The organism is Micromonospora sp. NPDC047074, from assembly GCF_040643815.1.
Taxonomy (GTDB): domain Bacteria; phylum Actinomycetota; class Actinomycetes; order Mycobacteriales; family Micromonosporaceae; genus Micromonospora.
Genome location: NZ_JBEYVB010000042.1, coordinates 36,726 through 55,828, shown reverse-complemented (window position 1 = coordinate 55,828; position 19,103 = coordinate 36,726). Strand labels below are relative to the sequence as shown.

Here is a 19,103-nt window from a genome sequence, read left to right as displayed (position 1 = left end):
GTACAAGGACGACATCAAGCCGGTGCTCGTCGACTCCGGCTACTGGACGGCCGAGGAGGTCGCCGCCGGGCAGGCCAAGGGCTGACCCCGGCCCGGGGGGGCGGGGGGGGGGGGGCCCCCCCCCCCCCCCCCCGGGGGGGGGGGGGGGGCCCCCCCCCGGGGGGGGGCCCCCCCCCACGACCACGGTCAGACGTACGAGCCGGGCTCGCTGGGGGCGGAGACGGTGTGCGGTTCGTCGCCCTCGCCGACCGGGCGGGTGAGCTGGACGCTGACCTTGTGCGGGCGCAGTTCCCCGCTGGCGATCCGCTCGGCGAAGTGGCAGGCGACCCGACTGCCGCCGATCTCCCGCAGCGCGGGACGCTCGTCGGCGCAGCGGGTCGGCTGCGCCCACGGGCAGCGGGTGTGGAACCGGCAGCCCGTGGGCGGGTTGGCCGGCGAGGGCAGGTCGCCGGCGAGCAGGATGCGCTCGCGGCGGTCCTCCACGTCCGGGTCCGGCACCGGCACCGCCGACATCAGCGCCCGGGTGTACGGGTGCAGCGGCTCGGTGTAGAGCCGGTCGCTCGGCGCCTCCTCCACCAGCGCGCCCAGGTACATCACGCCGACCGTGTCGGAGATGTGCCGCACCACCGCGAGGTCGTGCGCGATCACCAGGTAGGTCAGGCCGAGGCTCTCCTGGAGCTCGTCGAGGAGGTTCACCACCTGGGCCTGGATCGACACGTCGAGCGCGGAGACCGGCTCGTCGGCGACGATCAGCTCGGGCCCGAGCACCAGCGCCCGGGCGATGCCGATGCGCTGCCGCTGGCCGCCGGAGAACTCGTGCGGGTAGCGGGACAGCGCCCAGCGGGGCAGTCCCACCGCGTCCAGCGTCTCGCTGATGATCCGCCGCCGCTCGTCCCGGTTGCCGCCGATGCCGTGGGCCTGCAACCCCTCGGTGAGGATCGACTCGACGTTCTGCCGGGGGTCCAGGCTCGACATCGGGTCCTGGAAGATCATCTGCATCCGGCGCCGCATCGACCGCAGCTTGCCCGCCGGCAGCCCCATCAGGTCGACGCCGTCGAACCTGACCTCGCCGCCGGTGGGCGGGGTGAGCTGGAGCAGCGCCCGGCCCAGGGTCGACTTGCCGCAGCCCGACTCACCGACCAGGCCGTACGTCTTGCCGCGCGCGATGCTCAGGTCCACGCCGTCGACGGCCTTGACGTGGCCGACCGTCCGGTCGAGGATCACCCCCCGCCGGATCGGGAAGTGCACCTTCAGGTCGCGGACCTCGACGAGGATGTCGCTCTCGGTCACGGCTTCTCCTCCTCGCGCGGAGCGGGCACCGGGCCCCCGGTCGCCTCCGCCGCCGGAGCCTGCGCGCCGGTGGCGGCCGGGGTCTCATCCGACAAGGCGGCGGGAGCCGGGGCCTCGCCTGACGGGGCGGTGGCCGCCGGTGGGGGCACGCTGCCGGGCAGCGGCGCCGGGTTGACGCAACGGTAGCTGCGGCCGTCGTGGGCGAGCACCAACGCGGGCGGCTCCCCCACGCACTCGTCCACCCGCCGGGCGCAGCGCGGCGCGAAGGCGCAGCCGTCCGGCCAGGGCAGGAGGTCACGGACCGAGCCCGGGATGGGGTTGAGCCGCTCGCCACGCCCCGCGTCCAGGCGCGGCACCGAGCCGAGCAACCCCACGGTGTACGGGTGCCGGGGCTCGCGGAACAGCGGGCGGCGGCGGGCCGTCTCCACCACCCGGCCGGCGTAGAGGACGTTGATGGTGTCGCACATGCCGGCGACCACGCCCAGGTCGTGCGTGATCATCACCAGGGCGGTGTCGGAGTCCCGGACCAGCTCCTTGAGCAGCTCCAGGATCTGCGCCTGGATGGTGACGTCCAGCGCCGTGGTCGGCTCGTCGGCGATCAGCAGCCGGGGCTTGCAGGCCACCGCCATCGCGATCAGGGCCCGCTGCCGCATGCCGCCGGAGAGCTGGTGCGGGTACTCCTTGAGCCGCCGCTTCGGGTCGGGGATGCCGACGCGATCCAGCAGCTCCGCCGCCTCCTTCTCGGCCGCCGCGCCCTTCATCCCCCGGTGCCGCGTGAGCACCTCGGTGACCTGCAGCCCGATCGGGATCACCGGGTTCAGCGAGGACAGCGGGTCCTGGAAGATCATCGCGACGTCCCGGCCCCGGATGTCCCGCCGGGACCGGTCGTCGAGCTGGAGCAGGTCGGTGCCGTCGAAGACCGCCTTGCCGCCGACGCGCAGGCCCGGCTGCTTGGGCAGCAGGCCCATGATCGCCAACGAGGTGACGCTCTTGCCGCAGCCGGACTCGCCGACGAGGCCGACCACCTCGCCGGCGTCCACGGAGAAGGAGACCCCGTCCACGGCGTGCACGGTGCGCTGACCGCGCCGGGCGAAGGTGACGGAGAGCTCGTCCACTTCGAGCAGTGCCATTATCGTCCCTCCGTTCCCGACTGCGGGGACCGCAAGCTCACACACATGGCAACCTACTTCCGCAGCTTCGGGTCGAGAGCCTCGCGCATGGCCTCACCGAGCAGGGTGAAGCCGAGCGCGGTGATGATGATCGCGACCGCCGGGTAGATGGCCAGCCCCGGCCGCACGCCGAGGTACGGCTGCGCGTCGGCGAGCATCACACCCCACTCCGGCACGGCCGTGTCGGGGTTGCCGAGGCCGAGGAAGGAGAGCGCGGCGGCCTCGATGATCGCCGTCGCCAGGGTCAGGGTGGCCTGCACGATCACCGGAGCCAGCGAGTTCGGCACCACATGGGTGATGGCGATCTTCGACTTCTTGACGCCCAGGGACGTGGCGGCCAGCACGTAGTCGCTGTTGGCCTGGGAGATCATCGAGCCGCGCAGCAGCCGGGCGAAGACCGGCACGGAGACCACACCGACCGCGATCATCACGGTGACCAGGCTCGCCCCGAGCAGGGCGGCGATGCTCACCGCCAGCAGCAGGCTGGGCAGCGCCAGCATCATGTCGATGATCCGCATGAGCGCGGTGTCGACCGCCCGGCCCCACCGGCCGCCGAGTCCGGCGGCCGCACCCGCGACCCCGCCGATGAGCGCGCCGACGGCCAGACCGATCAGCGTGGAGAGCACACCGACCAGAAGGGTCTGCCGGGCACCGACGATCAGCCGGCTGAACTCGTCCCGGCCCTGGTGGTCGTAGCCGAGCCAGTGGTCGCCGTCGGCGCCGGGGATGACGCCCGGCCGGATCAGCCCCTCGCGGATACCGATCGTGTCCGTCGGGCTGTAGGGAACCAGGAACGGACCGACCAGCGCCACCAGGACGAAGAGCGCCAGGATGACCGCGCCGATGATGGCCGCGGGGTTACGCCGCAGCCGGCGGAAGGCCTCCTGCCAGAGGCTGACGCCGCGCTCGTCGTCCCGGGCCGCCAGTTCGGAGAGCCGGTCGATCTTGTCCTTCTTCTTGCCGGTGATGATCGTCATCGGACCCTCACCCTCGGGTCGATCAGGCTGTAGGAAAGGTCGACCAGGAGGTTCACCAGCACGTACACCACCGCGATGATCAGGATGAAGCCCATCAGCACCGGGTAGTCCCGCTGGCCGATGGCGTCGTAGATGAACGCTCCGATGCCGCTGAAGGCGAAGACGGTCTCGGTCAGCACCGCGCCGGAGAGCAGGCCACCGGTGAGCAGGCCGATCGAGGTGACCACCGGCAGCATCGCGTTGCGCAGGACGTGCCGGCGGCGGACCGTGCTCTCGGTGAGGCCCTTCGCCTCGGCGGTGCGGACGAAGTCCTCGTTGAGCACCTCGAGCACGCTGGCCCGGGTGATCCGGACGATGATCGCCAGGGGGATGCTGGCCAGCGCGACACCCGGCAGCACGAGGTGCCAGAGCGCGTCGGCGGCGGCGTCCCACTCCCGGGTCATGATGCCGTCGAGGACGAAGAAGTTGGTGACCCGGGTCGCGCCGAGCGTCGGGTCCTGCCGGCCGCTGGCCGGGAACCAGCCGAGGTTCTCCGAGAAGATCGCCTTCAGCACGTACGCCAGGAAGAAGACGGGGATGCAGATACCGATCAGCGAACCGCCGACCGAGGCGTGGTCGAGCAGCTGGCCGCGTCGGCGGGCGGCCAGGTAGCCGAGCGGGATACCGAGCCCGATCGCGATCACCAGTGCCATGACGGTCAGCTCGACGGTGCCCGGGAAGCGCTCCAGGAACTCGGTGGTGACCGCCCGCTTGGTGTTGGTCGACGTACCCAGGTCCAGTTTGATCAGCCGCCGGACGAACCGGCCGTACTGCACCAGGATCGGCTCGTCGAGGCCCATGTTGCGCCGGATCTGGGCGCGCATCTCGGGCGTCCCGCGCTCACCGAGGATGGCGGTCTCGGGACCGCCGGGCAGTCGGCGGAGCCAGATGAACAGCAGGAGGGAGAGCCCGAACAGCGTGGGTATGAGCTGAAGCAGGCGTCTGACGATGAACCGGAACACGGCGGCCTCGAAAGGGTACGGAGGGTCGTGGGCGGGCGCTGCCGAAACAGCGCCCCCCACGACTCGGAGCGTCAGATCAGGACTTGAACTCGGCGGTGGCGTACCGCTCGTCGGTGAGCGGGCTCGCCTTGATCCCGGTCACGTCCTTGCCGAACACGATCGCCGGCGGCGAGTGCGACACCGGGACACCGGGCAGGAAGTCCATGATGGCCTTGTTCAGGGCCTTGTACTTCTCGGTCCGGGCCGCCGCGTCGGCGGTGGTGTCGGCGTCCTTGAACTGGTCGAACAGGGGCTGGTTGGTGAAGCCCCACTCGTCCTTCTTGCGGTCGAAGAAGGTGCCGATGAAGTTGTAGGCGTCGCCGTAGTCACCGGTCCAACCGAGGAAGTGCAGGTCGTGCTTGTTGCCGGAGGTGGTGGCGTTCAGGTAGTCCGGGCTCCACTTCAGCGGGATGGCCTGGACGTTGATGCCGACCGCCTTGAGGTCCGCCGAGAGCAGCTCGAAGATGTCCTTCGGGCTCGGCATGTAGGGCCGGGTGACCTCGGTCGGGTAGTGGAACTTCAGGGTCAGGTTCGACGCACCGGCCTCGGCCAGCAGCGCCTTGGCCTTCTCCGGGTTGTAGTCGTACTTGGCGACGTCGCCGTTCCAGCCCTCGACGGTGTCGGGCAGGAAGTTCTCGGCGACCTTGGCGCCCGGGGGCAGCTTCGAGTCGACGAGGGCCTGGCGGTTCAGCGCGTGCGCGATGGCCTGGCGGACCTTCACGTCGGCGAGCTTCGGGTTGCCCGACTGGTTGATGGCCAGGTAGAGGACGTTGAACGCCGGGCGGGTCAGGACGTTGAAGCCCTCGCCCTTCAGCGGCTCGACGTCGGCCGGGCCGACCAGGTCGTACCCCTGGATGTCGCCGGAGCGCAGCGCCTGCTTGCGCGCGTTCTCGTCGGAGATGGTCTTGAAGATGATGGTCTTCAGCTTGGCCTTGTTGCCCGCGTAGTCGTCGTTGCGCTCGATGGTGAGCGTCTTGTTGGCGACGTCCCAGGACTTGAACTTGAACGGGCCGGTGCCGGTCGGGTGCGCCGTGGCGTAGGCCGGGTACTTGATGTCCTCGGCGGTGCCGGCGACGTTGCTGGCGTCGTACTTCTCCAGCGCGGCCGGGCTGTGCATGGAGAACGACGGCAGCATCAGCGCGGCCGGGATCTTGCTGGAGACCCGGGTGAAGGCCAGGTCGACGGTCGTGGCGTCCTTGGCGGTGCAGGACTTGAAGAGGCTCGGCGGCAGGTCCGCGCTCTCGTTCTTGGCGAAGCCGCCCATGACGTCCTGCCAGTACGCGGTCACGTCCGGGCTCTGCATGAGGCCCTTGGCGTTGTACCAGCGGTCGAAGTTCTTGCAGACGGCCTCGGCGTTGAAGTCGGTGCCGTCGTGGAACTTCACTCCGGAACGCAGCTTGAAGGTCCACGTGGTGCCCGCGGCGTCCGGCGTCCAGGACTCGGCCAGACCGGGGGTGACCTTGGTGCCACCCTCCTCCGGCCGGACCAGGGTCTCGAAGACCTGACGCGCGACGCGCAGCGACTCACCGTCGCTGGCGAAGCTCGGGTCGAGCACCTTCGGGTCTCCGGCTACGCCGAAGACAAGGGTGTCCTTCTTGCTGCCGCCGGAACTGTCATCGCGGTCGCTCTCGGCACAGCCTGCTACCGCGAGGGCCGCGACCGCGACGGCCGCGATGGCGACCTTCGGCCTGGATGCACGCATGGGTGCTCACCTCGTCCTTGGGGGTACGGACATTCGTGGTGACAGGGGTCACCGATCGCCGTGACCTTAGCCCCCGTTCGGACCGGCGGGAAACCGTCGAGGAACCGGTTGGTACCGGATCGTGTCTTAACCGGTACGCCCCGCCCCAGCGGCCGTTCCAGACCGCCAGCATAGGGGCAGGATGTCCGATTCGACCGATGCCGTTTTGTTACATCGATCGTCGCCGCGATCGTCCACATGTCAGACCCCACAGTGGACGCGCCGGCACCCGAAGCGTCGGCCGGCACCGGGATCCGGCGCCGGCCGTCACGGTCCGGTCAGACGGCGCGGCGGCCCTCGAAGGCCCGACCGAGGGTGATCTCGTCGGCGTACTCCAGGTCGCCGCCCACCGGCAGGCCGCTCGCCAGCCGGGTCACCGCGATGCCCATCGGCTTGACCATGAGCGCCAGGTAGGTCGCGGTCGCCTCGCCCTCGGTGTTCGGGTCCGTGGCCAGGATCAGCTCCCGCACCGTGCCGCCGCTGAGCCGGGTCATCAGCTCGCGGATGCGCAGATTGTCGGGACCGATCCCCTCCAGCGGATTGATCGCGCCGCCGAGCACGTGGTAGCGGCCCCGGAACTCGCCGGTCCGCTCGATCGCCACCACGTCCTTCGGCTCCTCGACCACGCAGAGCACCTCGTCGGTGCGGCGCGGGTCGCGGCAGATCCGGCACTGGTCCGACTCGGCCACGTTGTGGCAGCTGGCGCAGAACCGCACCAGTTCCTTGACCTTACGCAGCGCCCCGGCCAGCCGGTTGACGTCGGCCGGGTCCGCCGACAGGACGTGGAACGCGATCCGCTGGGCGCTCTTCGGGCCCACGCCCGGCAGCCGGCCCAGCTCGTCGATCAGGTCCTGGATGGCACCCTCGTACATCTGCCGCTCAGAAACCGGGCAGGCCGAGGCCGCCCATGCCGCCGGTGACCGGGCCCATCTTCTTCTCGGTCAGCTCCCGGGCCGCCTCGGCGGCGTTGTGCATCGCGGCGACGACCAGGTCCTCCAGCGTCTCCACGTCCTCCGGGTCCACCGCCTTCGGGTCGATCTTGATCGACTTCAGCTCCCCCGTGCCGGCGACCGTCGCGGTGACCAGGCCGCCGCCGGCGGTGCCGGTCAGCTCCGCCTCGGCAAGCTCGGCCTGCGCCTTGGCGATCTGCTGCTGCATCTTCTGCGCCTGCTTCAGCATCTGCTGCATGTTCGGCTGTCCACCTGGGCGCACGGATGGCTCCTTCTCGCACTCGTCTGCTCGGCCGCCGATCAGCCTATCCGCTGTGAGCGGCGGTGCTTCCTCCCCCGCGGGCCCGCCTGAACCGGCCCGCCGGGAGATCTTGGAGCGAATAGGCCCCCGGAAGGGCCGTTTCACGCCAAGATCCATCGCGCCCGCCGGCCTACCGGGCGTCCACCTCGTTGATCTTTTCCGCGCCGAACGCCTCCCGGAGCAGCCGAACCGCCTGCTCCTCGCTGGACTCCCGCGCGGTCTGCTCGTCGATGACCTCGTCCAGCGGCTCGTCGCCCGGATCGAAGCCCTCGAAGTTCGGTGTCGCCGCCGCAGCTCCGCCGGGCCGTCCCCCGCCGCCGCCGCGCACCGGACCGTCGAAATCCGGGTCGTACGGCGGCTCGCCGGCCCACTCGGCGTCCGCGGTCTTCCGGGCCGCCTGGCCGGTACGCGGACCACGTCCCGCCGCGGCCGCCCGTGCCGCCGCGATCGCGCTGCTCACCGGCGCCGCAGTCGTCCGCTGCGGCGCCGCCGACTCGCCAGCCGGCTTCGGTACGCCGGACGCCGCCGTCGCCGAGGAAACAGCCGCCGAAGGGACAGCCGACGAGGCGGGGCCGCTCGCCACCCTGGCGGTCGGCGGGGCGGCCGTCGAGGGGGCGGCGGTCGCACCGGCCGTTGCCGCAGCACCGGCCGGTGTGCTGGTGGCCGACGCGCCACCCGGTCGGACCGGCTCGGGCCAGTCGTCCTCGCCACCGGCCCCGGGTGCCGCACCGCCGGGACGGACGGGCTCGGGCCAGTCGTCGCCACCCCCGGCGACGCCACCTGGCCGGGCCGGCTCGGGCCAGTCCTCGCTCTCCGCGCCGGCAGAAGCGCTGCCCGTCGGGCCGCTGGACGGGCCGGCAGGCGCGCCGCCGGCCGGGCCGCCCGGACCGCTGGACGGGCCACCGCCGGCCGGGCGGGCCCGGGTCTCGGGATCGGGCTCCGCGGGCGGCGGGGACGCCGGGCGGGCCGGGGCGGCGGACCGGGGCCCGCCGAGTGACGCACCGCCCCGCTCGCCGGCCACCTCGCAGCGGATCTGCCAGCGCCCGCCAAGCTCCTCGTAGAGCGCGTCGGTGAGCACCTGGGCGTGGTCGGACATCATCTTGGCCAGCACCGACGACTTCACCGTCACCACGAGCGCGTCGCCGTCGAGGTCACGCACCACCGCGTCGCGCATCAGCGCCGCGATCCGCTTGTTGGTGCGGTTGACCTTGCCGACCACCTCGGGCCAGGCCCGGCGCACCGCGACGGCGTCCAGCGCGCCGGTCGCCTCCGCGCCGGGGCGGGGCGGGGCGGGGGTGGCCGGATCGGGCATCACCGCCGACGGCGGGACCGCCCGGCGGGGCGTACCGGTCGCCGGCTCGGACCCGGCCGGAGCGACCGGGGAGGCACCCGTAGCGGCCGTAGCGGCCCCCGGGGCGGCCTGGGCGGCTTGACGGGCTGGGGCGGCTGAAGCAGGCGACGCCGGGCCGGCTGGGGACACCGGAGCAGGGGATGCCGGGCCGGCCGCAGCGGCGTCCGAGGGTTCCGTCGGGGCGGGGGCGGGCTCGGGTCGTACGGGAGGAGGGGAGGTGACCGGCGCGGGGCCGGCGGCGGCCGGCGGCGCGTCGGTGCCGGCGAGGGTGAGCCGCCGCTCCAGGCGTTCGAGGCGCTGGAGCAGGCCGCCGGTGGCGTCATCGGCGCCGGGCAGCAGCATCCGGGCGCAGATCAGCTCCAGCAACAACCGGGGCGCGGTGGCGCCACGCATCTCCACCAGCCCGTTGTGCACGATGTCGGCGCACCGGGACAGCGTGGCGGGGCCGAGCCGCTGGGCCTGGGCGGCCATCCGTTCGATCTGGTCGGCGGGGCCGTCGATCAGGCCCCTGGCGGCGGCGTCGGGCACCTGCTGGAGCACGATCAGGTCGCGCAGCCGTTCCAGCAGGTCGGAGGCGAACCGGCGCGCGTCGTGCCCGGCCTCGGCGACCCGGTCGACGGTCGCGTACGCCGCCGCGCCGTCCCCGGCGGCCAGCGCGTCGCACATCTCGTCGATCAGGGCGGCGTCGGTCACGCCGAGCAGGGCGGTGGCCCGGGCGTAGGTGACCCCCTCCGGCCCGGCCCCGGCGATGAGCTGGTCGAGCACGGAGAGGCTGTCCCGCATGCTGCCGCCACCGGCGCGCACCACCAGCGGAAAGACCGCCGGCTCGACGGCGACCCCCTCCGCCTCGCAGAGCTGCTCCAGATATGGGCGGACCACCTTCGGCGGGAACAGCCGGAACGGGTAGTGGTGGGTCCGCGACTTGATCGTGCCGAGGACCTTCTCCGGCTCGGTGGTGGCGAAGATGAACTTGACGTACTCCGGGGGCTCCTCGACCAGCTTGAGCAGGGCGTTGAAGCCGGCCGACGAGACCATGTGCGCCTCGTCGATGATATAGATCTTGAAGCGGCTGCGGGCCGGCGCGAAGAACGCCTTCTCGCGCAGTTCGCGGGCGTCGTCGACGCCGCCGTGGCTGGCCGCGTCGATCTCGATGACGTCGATGGAGCCGGTCCCGTCGGTGGACAGCTCGCGGCACGACTCGCACTGCCCGCACGGCTCGGGCGTGGGGCCCTGCGCACAGTTCAGCGAACGGGCCAGGATCCGGGCGCTGGAGGTCTTGCCGCAGCCACGCGGGCCCGAGAAGAGGTAGGCGTGGTTGAGCCGGCCGCTGCGCAGCGCCTGCGACAGCGGCTCCGTCACGTGTTCCTGGCCGATGAACTCGGCGAAGGTACGCGGCCGGTACTTGCGGTAGAGCGCCAGTGCCACTCGTCCCGCCTCCTCTCGACCGAGCCATTCTGCGCCGGCCGGGCGCGGGTGACCACCCACCACCCCGTGACCTGACCCGCAGGGACGTTACCGGGCCCCGGAGACAAAAAGGCCTCCCGTGCACCCGGCAGAGCTCGCTTATCCTTGCTGCCTTCCGGCCCTGGGGAGGTTCACGAGATACCGCCGCACGGGAGGTACCGACAACCCTACCCGACGTCCCGTCGATCTTCAGGGGGTGGTGGGGTGGCCCACCCGGCATGGACCTGTATCCTCGTCTGCGGAGGATTCGCCTAGAGGCCTAGGGCGCACGCTTGGAAAGCGTGTTGGGTTAACACCCTCACGAGTTCGAATCTCGTATCCTCCGCTCTCTTGAGCAGGACAAACGGAAGGGCCGGCCCCGTCAGGGACCGGCCCTCCGCCGTCTCTACGGTCGCTGCCGTCTCAGTTGTCGTCTCACTTGCCCTGTTCCGGCCCCCCTGGCTGCCGCTCGCCGGACTCCCCCGGCCGGCTCGGCGGGTCGCCCCAGAGCAGCCCGCCGAGCTGCTGCGCGATGTCGCGGCGAACCTGATCGGTCATGTGCTGGTACCGGACGGCCATTGCCGAGTTCGACCAGCCCATGATGCCCATCACGGCGCGGCCGGAGACGCCGAGGACCAGGAGCACGGTGGCGGCGGTGTGCCGCGCGTCGTGCAGCCGGCCATCCCGCACTCCGGCGAGCTTGAGCAGCCGCTTCCATTCGTCGTAGTCCGTCGCCTGATGGATCGCCTCTCCGGTTGGCGAGGCGAACACCCACCCGCCGAGCTGGGCGACCTCGGCCTCATTCGGTCAGCCGCAGTTGAGGTGCGGATGCACCGAGCGTCCCCGCTGTTCAAGCTCTACATCCTGAACAGCGAAGAGGTCTTCTACGGCTTCTACCCGGTCGTTGAGCGCACCGTCTCAATCAAGGGTGAGCCCATGGCGATCTACGACCTCATGGGCAAGGACGTGCCGCTGTTCCACTACGCGGTGACCGACGATGACACCTCCCATGGCACCCAGTTCGTGGAGGCGTCCCGCCAGTGGTTCGACTCGGTGTGGTCGACCATCGCCTACCGGTACGACGGATGAGCGCCGACCTCGGCCGGCTGCTCGGTGAGGTCGGTGCGGTGCTGCTCGATTTCGACGGCCCGGTGTGCAGCATCTTTGCCGGGTACCCGGCGCCGCAGGTTGCCGCCGAGTTGGTCGACGTGCTGCGGCGATGCGGGGCCAAAGTGCCGCCAGACCTCGCAGGAGAGCCGGACCCGCTTGAAGTACTTCGCCGCACCGGAGCGACCGGCGACCAGGACGCCACGCGAGCGGTAGAGGACGCGCTGTGCGCAGCCGAACGCCAGGCCGCCGAAAGTGCCGAGCCCACGCCCTACGGTCGGGAGGTCATCGTGGCTGCCCGGCAAGCCGGGCTACCCGTAGCGGTGGTCAGCAACAACTCGGCCGGAGCAGTGACCGCCTACCTAACGGCACACCGGTTGGCCGGGCATGTCTCACCAGTTGTTGGCCGGCCCTACGCCGATCCCGCCCGCATGAAACCTAGCCCGGAACCGATTCTGCAAGCTGTCCGCGCCCTGAAGATGCCGCCGAGCCGCCATGGCAGACGTCGTAATAACGAGCATGAGCGAACTCGCACAAGCGCTCATGTAAGGAATAGCGACCGAGAATCGCGTCCTGAAGGGCGCAGTAGATGCTTTGAACGCACTCCACTCCTGGCTCATCTCCGATGCCTCCGCCAGTCACATCGGGCCGGAAGCACACGAAGCAGGGCTCCTGGCGGCGCGGCGTTTCATCGGTCCACGGAGGTTATCAGCAGGTCAGGGGTAGCCATCGAGCTTCCTAACTCATCCTTACCAACGGCAGCAAGTCCCTACGTGTCGTAAGACGCTGGTATGCATCTTTCGGGAGAAGTTCCTCCAATACTGGCCATTCTTGAATGATCAGATCCACGGCGCGAGCTACCCTCGTGCGGATATGCCTTACCTCAATGTCCGCCCGGTTAGCCATACGATCAAAGCTGACAGGCGTGACCGATCTGAACTCTCTCGAGCCATCCAGCTTGAGCCCTAGGTCGTCATTCTCAATATAAAGGACCGTTGGCACGATGTCATAAGCCGGACTCAATGCTGGAAGAACTCCATTAGGGTACGTTAAAGCCCAGTTCTTTAAGTGCGCATCGCCGTTACCTATCAGCACGTTCAGGACAATCCTATCGACTACGTCGCCGATCGCATCCGGCCCGCAAAGCGCCCCAACCAGGGAAGCTACCGTCTCAAAGTTGGCTCGAACGTACTTTAGTCTTTCGTTCGTTGTGGGCACGTCCAGTACTTGCGCAAGAACTTCAGCATGAACGCGCCCTCCATTTGGCCTCCGATCAAATCGCTTGACCGCCAACGCATCTCCGGGATACGACCGGGCCCAGCCAGGCAGCCCTCCGATATCCGCTACCTTAAACAACATGGCCTCAGGAGTAGGGATACCGATCCTACGGGCTAACTCTAGTCCGGCCAGCTCCGACTGGGGAACGCCGTCGAAACCAGGTCTTCCGTCTGGAAGCTTGACAATCCAATCGCCGGCCTGCCCGCGAGCAGGAATCGTGAGCCCTCGGGCGTTTGTCATGACGACCGAGAACTTTGGCTGCACGCCAGCGAGGCTAAATTTGAGGACAGCATCTTCCGGAGCTTCCGCATTCTCAGACGTTAGAGGCTCAGCAAGCCCAAAATCCGCTGAGGAAGGTTCTGCTAACACTATTCGGACCGCTCCCGGGAGGTCGTTCCTTCCGAGGCGGAGAAGCATCGGAAACTCCCTTTTCGGGTTCACGGCAGTGGCCGAGGCCACTGCCGATCTTAGATAGCCTTCTGGCAAGAGGTGGGAAAACCAAGTCGGAACCGAGACGCGTTGACTAGGACGCCAAGTCGGCTCGTTTTCCTCAAATATCTGGCCAAGTACCATGCGACGGTCCTGACGCCAATACCCGTCGTCGGACTCGAACCGGGTGATCTCGTCATTGTTGACCAAGCGGCCTACGTTCTGCCACTCACCCTCCGGTGAAAGAAGCTGCACTAATCCTACTCGCGCAAGCCTCGATTGCATGACTCAGTCCTCATCCTCAACGATCAGACTGGATAATGCCGGACGCGCGAGGGTCTTCGCCTCAACTCGGGACGATACGTATCGCCCAAGGAGATCTTCAATGTACGCAGTTCGCAGGGCAACGAAATCATCGATCCGGCGCGTCCGCAAGGCCTCCGCAGCTTCAGCAGTTATGCCATGGCTTTCTAGTATTTTAGACGGCTCGAATCCCGTCGGATATCCGGCGTTATTCGGCCAAAATCCACGCGCGCCCACCTGTCCGCGCCGTTTAGGCACCAGTTCAGTAATTGCCTCCACACCCTGCTCCTCCAACCGGGTACCGATGTCGATCGGTCGCCCGTCCAAGTCCAGCGGGTGCAAGGAAGCCAGTGCCAACATAGCCAGCCTCGCTGGAGACGACTCAGTACGGAATGGATGCAGCCTCAAGTTGTACGCATCCTCGTCCACGACACTGGAGATCAAGCCGAGGGCAGCGCGGTCTTCGGGCGGGGCTAGGTCGGGCTTCCCCTTCTTTGGATTGACACTGTAGATCGCCTGGCGCAACGCCGGCGTCTGTCCTTGCCTACCAAAACCATGGACCCATCCGCGCCACAGCCACCGGCCTAGAAGCCGTTGAGTCCAAGAATCTGGCTCAGGGTGGAGATGAAAGAATGCGGCTAGCACGGGGAGCGGGAGGGTAGAGGGCATCAGAAGTAGATGGGGGATCCCTTGCTTCCGCAAGAAGGAGATTGCCAGCGTGAGAGCCTGCTCAGTCTTCTCGTACCATTCGGCGGCATTTTCGCCGTTATCGAATTCATCGCGTAGATCGCGCTGAATGTTGCCTCCCCTCAGCGCGATAAGGCTTTGGACAACCCGGTCGGAATCAACGATTCCGAACCCTAGACGGCTGAGGGCCTCGGTTACAGTCTGAGGGCTACCTGGCTCCGCTTCGCTCGCAAACAATGCGTGGAAGACGTCGGCCCGCCCGATGGGCTTACCGGCCGAGTTGACTCGGTCGAAGATTTTACGGAGAAGATAATCATCGTCGCCGGAAACGATATATGCAGGAACTTGATAATCGCGCAGAGCGCCCCCTAGAGCATCCGCTGCGTCGTAGTCGTCCGGTTCGAGGTCGTCGACATGCTCTCTCAGCCAAGAAAGTAAGGACCTGCTGTCGATTGCTCTGTGCACCGGCAGCCAAGTGGGAGGCACAGAACTACCACCTGTCGCAAATCGCCCTCGCCTCAGATCAAAAAATACCTCAAAGCGTTTGTCGACATTGCGGTGAGTCGGATTGAGGGCCCCGACGAGGGATGTAATACGCTGCTGCCCATCAACAACCCACAGAGCGTCAGTCCGCTCGCGGACAGCGATAGAAAGCGGGCCAAATTCGACTGTGCCAGCCGCCGCGCCCTTTTGCCAAAGAAGTAGCGTGCCTATTGGAAAGCCTCGCCACAGGCTATCAAATAAATCCAGTACGTCTTTTTCGTCCCATACGAAGCTTCGCTGAAAGCGAGGAATCCGTAGTTGACCCTTCAAGCCCTGGTCAACAAGGTCAGGAACGTAAAAATTGGTCGACCGGGGTCGGTTTAGCTGCTCGGCCGCCTGAGTCATCCCGTTCCTCTCAATTTGAGCTGAAAACCCTCCGTCTTGACATGAGACGCAACCAGCATACGCGCGCCTTCGCCAGAAGCTGGCCGACGCCGCTCTCACTGGCCATCTTGGCGCGGCCTGGGCGGCACGTCTGGGAGCCCAGCCTGTCCACCCGTACGGTCGCCGAGGATCACTCGGAGGTCTTGTAGCCGCTCGAACCCGCCAAGGCCCTGTCTCAGTTTCCGTCTCATTCATGCACGTACGAACCCGGCCAACCCCGTTCAGCGAACGGTGCTTCTCTAGGCAGAGGACGCGAGTGGCGTTCACCGTACGCGTGTCAGCAGACTTGGAAAGCGTGTTGGGTTAACACCCTCACGAGTTCGAATCTCGTATCCTCCGCCGCGGAGCAGCACGAACGGCAGGGCCGGCCCCACTCGGGGACCGGCCCTTCGTCGTCTTCCGGCCCTCCCGGCTCAGCCTCTCTCCCCCGCTCTCGGAGACCGCCGACACCCGGCGGCACCTCGATCGCCGCGAGCGCATTCCCCGCACGCTGCCGGCGGGCAAGGATCGACACCCGGAGAGGGTCGGCGCCAAACGCCCCACATCGGTGACCGGCTATCCCGAAGCCAGACGTCCACCCCGCGAACGGATCGGACAACTGGCTCCAGGAATCTAGGATTACGACGACCGATGTCGATCGGCAACCATCGAGAGGGGCGGCCATGTCGTACGCCGACGGAACGCCCGGCCGCCGCACTCCTGACCACATCTGGATCGCGGTCGCGGTGATCGCCGACATTTCGGCAGTGGTCGCCACGGCGCGCTCCGCCATCGGAGTCATAGTCGTGGTCGCGGGAGTCGGCGCCCTGTTGGCCGGCGTCTACCGAATCGCCGTCAGGTGGGGCCAACCCGTCGACTGGCGGATCGCCCTGGCCACCGTCACCATGATCGCTGGATCAGGCGCGCTGATCGTGACGATCGACCGATCCCTGACAGCCGGTCAGCGGCCCCTCGACAACTCTGCCGTGGCCCGCGACCAGAGCAGCGTCGGCAGCCCGCACGGAAGGGAACCCACGCCCCAGGCCAGCGACAGCTTCCCGACGCCCACACCGCCGTCACCTTCCCCGTCGCCCTCGCAGTCGCCCGGCGCGATGTCCCTTCTCGACGCCCAGATGATCAAAGAAGGGGACATCCGTTTCTCCGAGGGCCCCTTGAAGGTCAACGACAAGACGTACGACCAGGTGATTCACGGTTACGGCACCTGCCGGAGCGATCTCGTTTCCACGACCTACCAGCTCGGCCGGAAGTACCGACAATTCGAAGCCGGCGTGGGGCTCGGCGACGACACCGGCTATCAGGCGAGTGTGAGATTTTCGCTCTTGGTGGATGGGAACGTGAAGCACGCCGTGATCGCAGAACTCGGAGAGGTGGTTCCCTTCAAGGCCGACGTCACCGGCGCGTTCCGGATCACGATCCAAGCGGAAGTCCAAACGGACGTCTGCGGAGGCCTGGGGCGGCGGGTCTACGCCGCATGGACGGACCCTGTCGTGACACCGTGATCGCGCCGCGCCCGACCGCCGCCACCGGTCGGGCGGCCGCGCGTCGAGGCGCGGGCTGGCGCGCGTCGAGGCGCGGGCTGGCGCGCGTCGAGGCGCGGAGTGACGCTGGCCGCACGACGATCATCCGGCAGGACGCACGCCATACGCTGACAGCGCATCGGACAGCGAGACAGCCGGACGGCGGCGACCTGCGGGCGGCGACCGGCCCGGAGAGAGCGCAGAAACACGTGAACGTAGCGCTGAGCGTCGCCGAAGGGCTGGCGGTGCTGGCCGCCGGGGCCGCGGCAGGAGCCATCAACGCGGTGGTGGGCTCAGGCACCCTGGTGACCTTCCCGGTCCTGCTCTCCCTCGGCTACCCGCCGGTGGTGGCGAACGTGTCCAACACCGTCGGGCTGGTGCCGGGCTCCTTCTCCGCGGCGTACGCCTATCGCCGGGAACTGGCCGGGCACGGCCGGCTGCTGACGCGGCTTGGCGTGGCAGCCGTGCTCGGCGGGATCACCGGCGGCGTACTGCTGCTGGTTCTGCCTCCCGGTGCGTTCCGGGCCATCGTGCCGGCGCTGATCATCCTGGCGCTGGTGCTGGTGGTCGTGCAGCCGCGACTGGCCCGGGCGCTGGCCCGCCGGCGAGCGGCCCCGGAGGGCGCGGGCACGGCGTCGTCCGGCGACGCGGAGGTACGGCGGGTCGGGCCACTGCTGTTGGCTGGCGTCTTCGGCACCGGCGTGTACGGCGGCTACTTCGGCGCCGCCCAGGGCGTGCTGTTGCTGGGGCTGCTCGGGGTGCTGCTCTCCACCGACCTGCGCTGGGTCAACGGGGTGAAGAACGTGCTCGCCGGCCTGGTGAACGGGGTCGCGGCGGTCCTGTTCGTGGTCGTGGGGAACGTGGCGTGGTTGCCGGCGCTGCTGATCGCGGTGGGTTCCGTGCTGGGGGGCCTGGCCGGCGGCCGGTGGGGACGCCGGCTGCCGCCGGTGGCACTGCGCGCCACGATCGTGGTCGTCGGGCTCGCCGCCCTGGCCAACCTGCTGCTCTGACCACCAAGCCAACCCAACTCGCCCCGCCCGCGCCCGCGCCCCCGCCCGTCGATACACCTCGTCGATCTTGCACTTTGCGCCCAGGCAAAGGTCACATTTCGCCCAATCACGGGGCCGGAAGTGCAAGATCACGGGGGCCAGCCCGCGCCGCGACGCGACGCGCCGCGGCCCGCCGCCGATCTTGCACTTACCGCCCCGACAAAGGCCACATCTCGCTCAAAAAAGGGGCCGAAAGTGCAAGATCGCGCGGGGCGGGGCGGGGAGGGCGGGGCGGGGCGGGAGGGCGGGAGGGGGTGGGAGGGCGGCCGGCCCCACGCCAGGGCGCAGGTTCGTTAGGGTGGGCGGACGCGTAGGGCGGGGGAATCCGTCGTACACATGTTCCATCCACAGGGTGTGGATGGCGGAGGGCTCGGATGGGTTACCAGCTCAGCGCGGTCGTGGCGGACGCCGAGTTGCTCCGCGAGCGGACCGTCGACCTGGACCACGCCGTCCTCGGCGAGCTGCGCCAGGACTTCGCGCTGCTGCCGGTCACCCCGCAGCTCGTCGAGGAGTTGACCGGGGCGCTGCCCGACTATTCGACGGTGGAACGATCCCCGGACGAGCCGTTTCACCTGGCGCTCTCGGCGGCACTCGCCGAGGTCCTCGCGGGTTGGTCGCGGTCGGGGCCGTTGGCGTACCTGGAGGCGGAGTTCCTCGGCGGAGCCGGCTACCAGTCGGCGGTGGTGTGGCACGGCGGCGAGACCACCTGGGGGCCGGCGTTCGACCGCCGCTTCGACGGTCCGCGCCCGGAGTGGCCGGTGAACGCTGCGCTCATCCGGCTCGGGGCGGAGCCCGGCGCGTGGATCGACCCGTTCGCCGAGTTGGGCCTGCACGTCGAGCGGAGCACCGCCGGTTGGCTGGCGCACGGGCGGCGACGGTTGAGCGCCGACTACTGGGACGAGCTGGCCGAGGAATGGGAAAACCGGCAATCTGACGCCGGGCAGCAACCTGAACGCGCCAGTCCCGTTGGGGACTGGGGGATTCCATGAAATTGCGACAATTTGCCTTTATCGCGACGCTGCTGACGGCTGCCTGGATCACGAGCAGTGGCGCGCACCCGCCGTCACCCGCGCCGGACGGCCGGCCCGTCGGCGTCGTCGAGGTGGTCGATCTCAACGGCCTGCGCAACATCGAGTTCGGCGACACCGAGGACGAGTTGACCCGGCGGGGCATCCTGCGCTCCGACGTCGATGCCTGCGGCCCGGCCCTGACCGGGCACGACGCCATCAGCCCGATCTTCGTCGACGACCGACTGGTGCTGCTCTGGCTCGACGACGCGACGCGCACCCCGCAGGGCATCACCACCGGAATCCCGATCGAGGAGGTCCGCGCCCGCTTCCCGTCCGCCCGCGAGCTGGACGCTCCACAGGGGATGCACCGGTTCGACGGGCTGATCGCCCGGCAGGGCGACCGGGCCTACCTCTTCCTGCACGACGGGTACGCCGTCCGAAAGATCATCGCCGGGTACGCCGACTGGGCCCAGCGCCTCTTCCACGAGGGCCACAGCCCCTGCTGAGGTCGACCCTCCTGGGCCGTCGTGCACC

Annotated in this window: 14 protein-coding genes, 1 tRNA gene, 1 other RNA gene and 3 pseudogenes; 7 read left to right on the top strand and 12 right to left on the bottom strand. The window is 68.9% G+C overall.

Annotated elements, in window-relative coordinates; genetic code table 11:
• Positions 1-186: 186 nt before the first annotated feature.
• From ABZ809_RS30075 to ffs, 9 genes are all read right to left on the bottom strand, one after another.
• Complete coding sequence (locus ABZ809_RS30075; RefSeq protein ID WP_357565988.1) at positions 187-1,290, bottom strand: oligopeptide/dipeptide ABC transporter ATP-binding protein; 1,104 nt, start codon at positions 1,288-1,290, stop codon at positions 187-189.
• Positions 1,287-2,420: an ABC transporter ATP-binding protein gene (locus ABZ809_RS30070; RefSeq protein ID WP_357565987.1), complete on the bottom strand. Its 1,134-nt coding sequence runs from the start codon at positions 2,418-2,420 to the stop codon at positions 1,287-1,289. The genes ABZ809_RS30075 and ABZ809_RS30070 overlap by 4 nt, the downstream gene beginning before the upstream one ends.
• A 53-nt stretch (positions 2,421-2,473) precedes the next feature.
• Complete coding sequence (locus ABZ809_RS30065) at positions 2,474-3,436, bottom strand: ABC transporter permease (RefSeq protein ID WP_357565986.1); 963 nt, start codon at positions 3,434-3,436, stop codon at positions 2,474-2,476.
• Entirely contained in the window at positions 3,433-4,437 is a 1,005-nt protein-coding gene (locus tag ABZ809_RS30060; protein WP_357565985.1) for an ABC transporter permease, read from the bottom strand. The genes ABZ809_RS30065 and ABZ809_RS30060 overlap by 4 nt, the downstream gene beginning before the upstream one ends.
• Positions 4,438-4,513: 76 nt before the next feature.
• Positions 4,514-6,178: an ABC transporter substrate-binding protein gene (locus tag ABZ809_RS30055; RefSeq protein ID WP_357565984.1), complete on the bottom strand. Its 1,665-nt coding sequence runs from the start codon at positions 6,176-6,178 to the stop codon at positions 4,514-4,516.
• Between the two features lie 317 nt (positions 6,179-6,495).
• The gene (gene recR / locus ABZ809_RS30050) at positions 6,496-7,089 is read right to left on the bottom strand and encodes a recombination mediator RecR (RefSeq protein ID WP_357565983.1); all 594 of its coding nucleotides are present in this window, start codon (positions 7,087-7,089) and stop codon (positions 6,496-6,498) included.
• Positions 7,090-7,096: 7 nt separating this feature from the next.
• Positions 7,097-7,405 (bottom strand): YbaB/EbfC family nucleoid-associated protein, encoded by a 309-nt coding sequence (locus tag ABZ809_RS30045; RefSeq protein ID WP_233600326.1) that lies wholly within the window; start codon positions 7,403-7,405, stop codon positions 7,097-7,099.
• Between the two features lie 193 nt (positions 7,406-7,598).
• A complete protein-coding gene (locus ABZ809_RS30040; RefSeq protein ID WP_357565982.1) occupies positions 7,599-10,244 on the bottom strand; it encodes a DNA polymerase III subunit gamma and tau in 2,646 nt (881 codons plus the stop codon).
• 107 nt (positions 10,245-10,351) lie between these two features.
• Positions 10,352-10,441, bottom strand: an RNA gene (ffs, locus tag ABZ809_RS30035) — signal recognition particle sRNA small type.
• An 82-nt stretch (positions 10,442-10,523) separates the two neighbouring features.
• On the opposite strand from ffs, the gene ABZ809_RS30030 reads away from it, so the two are divergent.
• Positions 10,524-10,608 (top strand) — tRNA-Ser (locus ABZ809_RS30030).
• 89 nt (positions 10,609-10,697) lie between these two features.
• Here ABZ809_RS30030 and ABZ809_RS30025 read toward each other — a convergent pair.
• A pseudogene (locus ABZ809_RS30025) lies at positions 10,698-11,039 on the bottom strand (tyrosine-type recombinase/integrase); the annotation flags it as partial.
• 3 nt (positions 11,040-11,042) lie between these two features.
• Between ABZ809_RS30025 and ABZ809_RS30020 the strand changes: the two are divergent.
• Positions 11,043-11,351, top strand: a pseudogene (locus ABZ809_RS30020) (GntR family transcriptional regulator); the annotation flags it as partial.
• Positions 11,348-11,863, top strand: a pseudogene (locus ABZ809_RS30015) (HAD family hydrolase); the annotation flags it as partial. The pseudogenes ABZ809_RS30020 and ABZ809_RS30015, both read left to right, overlap by 4 nt.
• 244 nt (positions 11,864-12,107) lie before the next feature.
• On the opposite strand, the gene ABZ809_RS30010 reads toward ABZ809_RS30015, so the two are convergent.
• A complete protein-coding gene (locus ABZ809_RS30010; protein WP_357565981.1) occupies positions 12,108-13,361 on the bottom strand; it encodes a type II toxin-antitoxin system HipA family toxin in 1,254 nt (417 codons plus the stop codon).
• A gap of 3 nt (positions 13,362-13,364) precedes the next feature.
• Positions 13,365-14,954, bottom strand: a complete 1,590-nt coding sequence (locus ABZ809_RS30005; RefSeq protein WP_357565980.1) for a DUF262 domain-containing protein — start codon at positions 14,952-14,954, stop codon at positions 13,365-13,367.
• A gap of 701 nt (positions 14,955-15,655) precedes the next feature.
• Here ABZ809_RS30005 and ABZ809_RS30000 point away from each other — a divergent pair.
• The 4 genes from ABZ809_RS30000 (at position 15,656) to ABZ809_RS29985 (ending at position 19,075) form a co-directional block, all read left to right on the top strand.
• On the top strand, positions 15,656-16,492 hold the full coding sequence (locus tag ABZ809_RS30000) for an NPCBM/NEW2 domain-containing protein (RefSeq protein WP_357565979.1): 837 nt from the start codon (positions 15,656-15,658) through the stop codon (positions 16,490-16,492).
• A gap of 227 nt (positions 16,493-16,719) precedes the next feature.
• Positions 16,720-17,520, top strand: a complete 801-nt coding sequence (locus ABZ809_RS29995; RefSeq protein WP_357565978.1) for a sulfite exporter TauE/SafE family protein — start codon at positions 16,720-16,722, stop codon at positions 17,518-17,520.
• Between the two features lie 413 nt (positions 17,521-17,933).
• The gene (locus tag ABZ809_RS29990; RefSeq protein ID WP_357565976.1) at positions 17,934-18,548 is read left to right on the top strand and encodes a hypothetical protein; all 615 of its coding nucleotides are present in this window, start codon (positions 17,934-17,936) and stop codon (positions 18,546-18,548) included.
• 32 nt (positions 18,549-18,580) lie between these two features.
• On the top strand, positions 18,581-19,075 hold the full coding sequence (locus ABZ809_RS29985; RefSeq protein WP_357565993.1) for a hypothetical protein: 495 nt from the start codon (positions 18,581-18,583) through the stop codon (positions 19,073-19,075).
• The last annotated feature ends 28 nt before the right edge of the window (positions 19,076-19,103 follow it).

Bases quoted from the DNA above. Each gene is read 5' to 3' on its own strand.
- ABZ809_RS30070 (WP_357565987.1), bottom strand. From the start codon at position 2,420: ATGGCACTGCTCGAAGTGGACGAGCTCTCCGTCACCTTCGCCCGGCGC.
- ABZ809_RS30065 (WP_357565986.1), bottom strand. From the start codon at position 3,436: ATGACGATCATCACCGGCAAGAAGAAGGACAAGATCGACCGGCTCTCC.
- ABZ809_RS30055 (WP_357565984.1), bottom strand. From the start codon at position 6,178: ATGCGTGCATCCAGGCCGAAGGTCGCCATCGCGGCCGTCGCGGTCGCG.
- recR (WP_357565983.1), bottom strand. From the start codon at position 7,089: ATGTACGAGGGTGCCATCCAGGACCTGATCGACGAGCTGGGCCGGCTG.
- ABZ809_RS30045 (WP_233600326.1), bottom strand. From the start codon at position 7,405: ATGCAGCAGATGCTGAAGCAGGCGCAGAAGATGCAGCAGCAGATCGCC.
- ABZ809_RS30010 (WP_357565981.1), bottom strand. From the start codon at position 13,361: ATGCAATCGAGGCTTGCGCGAGTAGGATTAGTGCAGCTTCTTTCACCG.
- ABZ809_RS30005 (WP_357565980.1), bottom strand. From the start codon at position 14,954: ATGACTCAGGCGGCCGAGCAGCTAAACCGACCCCGGTCGACCAATTTT.
- ABZ809_RS30000 (WP_357565979.1), top strand. From the start codon at position 15,656: ATGTCGTACGCCGACGGAACGCCCGGCCGCCGCACTCCTGACCACATC.
- ABZ809_RS29990 (WP_357565976.1), top strand. From the start codon at position 17,934: ATGGGTTACCAGCTCAGCGCGGTCGTGGCGGACGCCGAGTTGCTCCGC.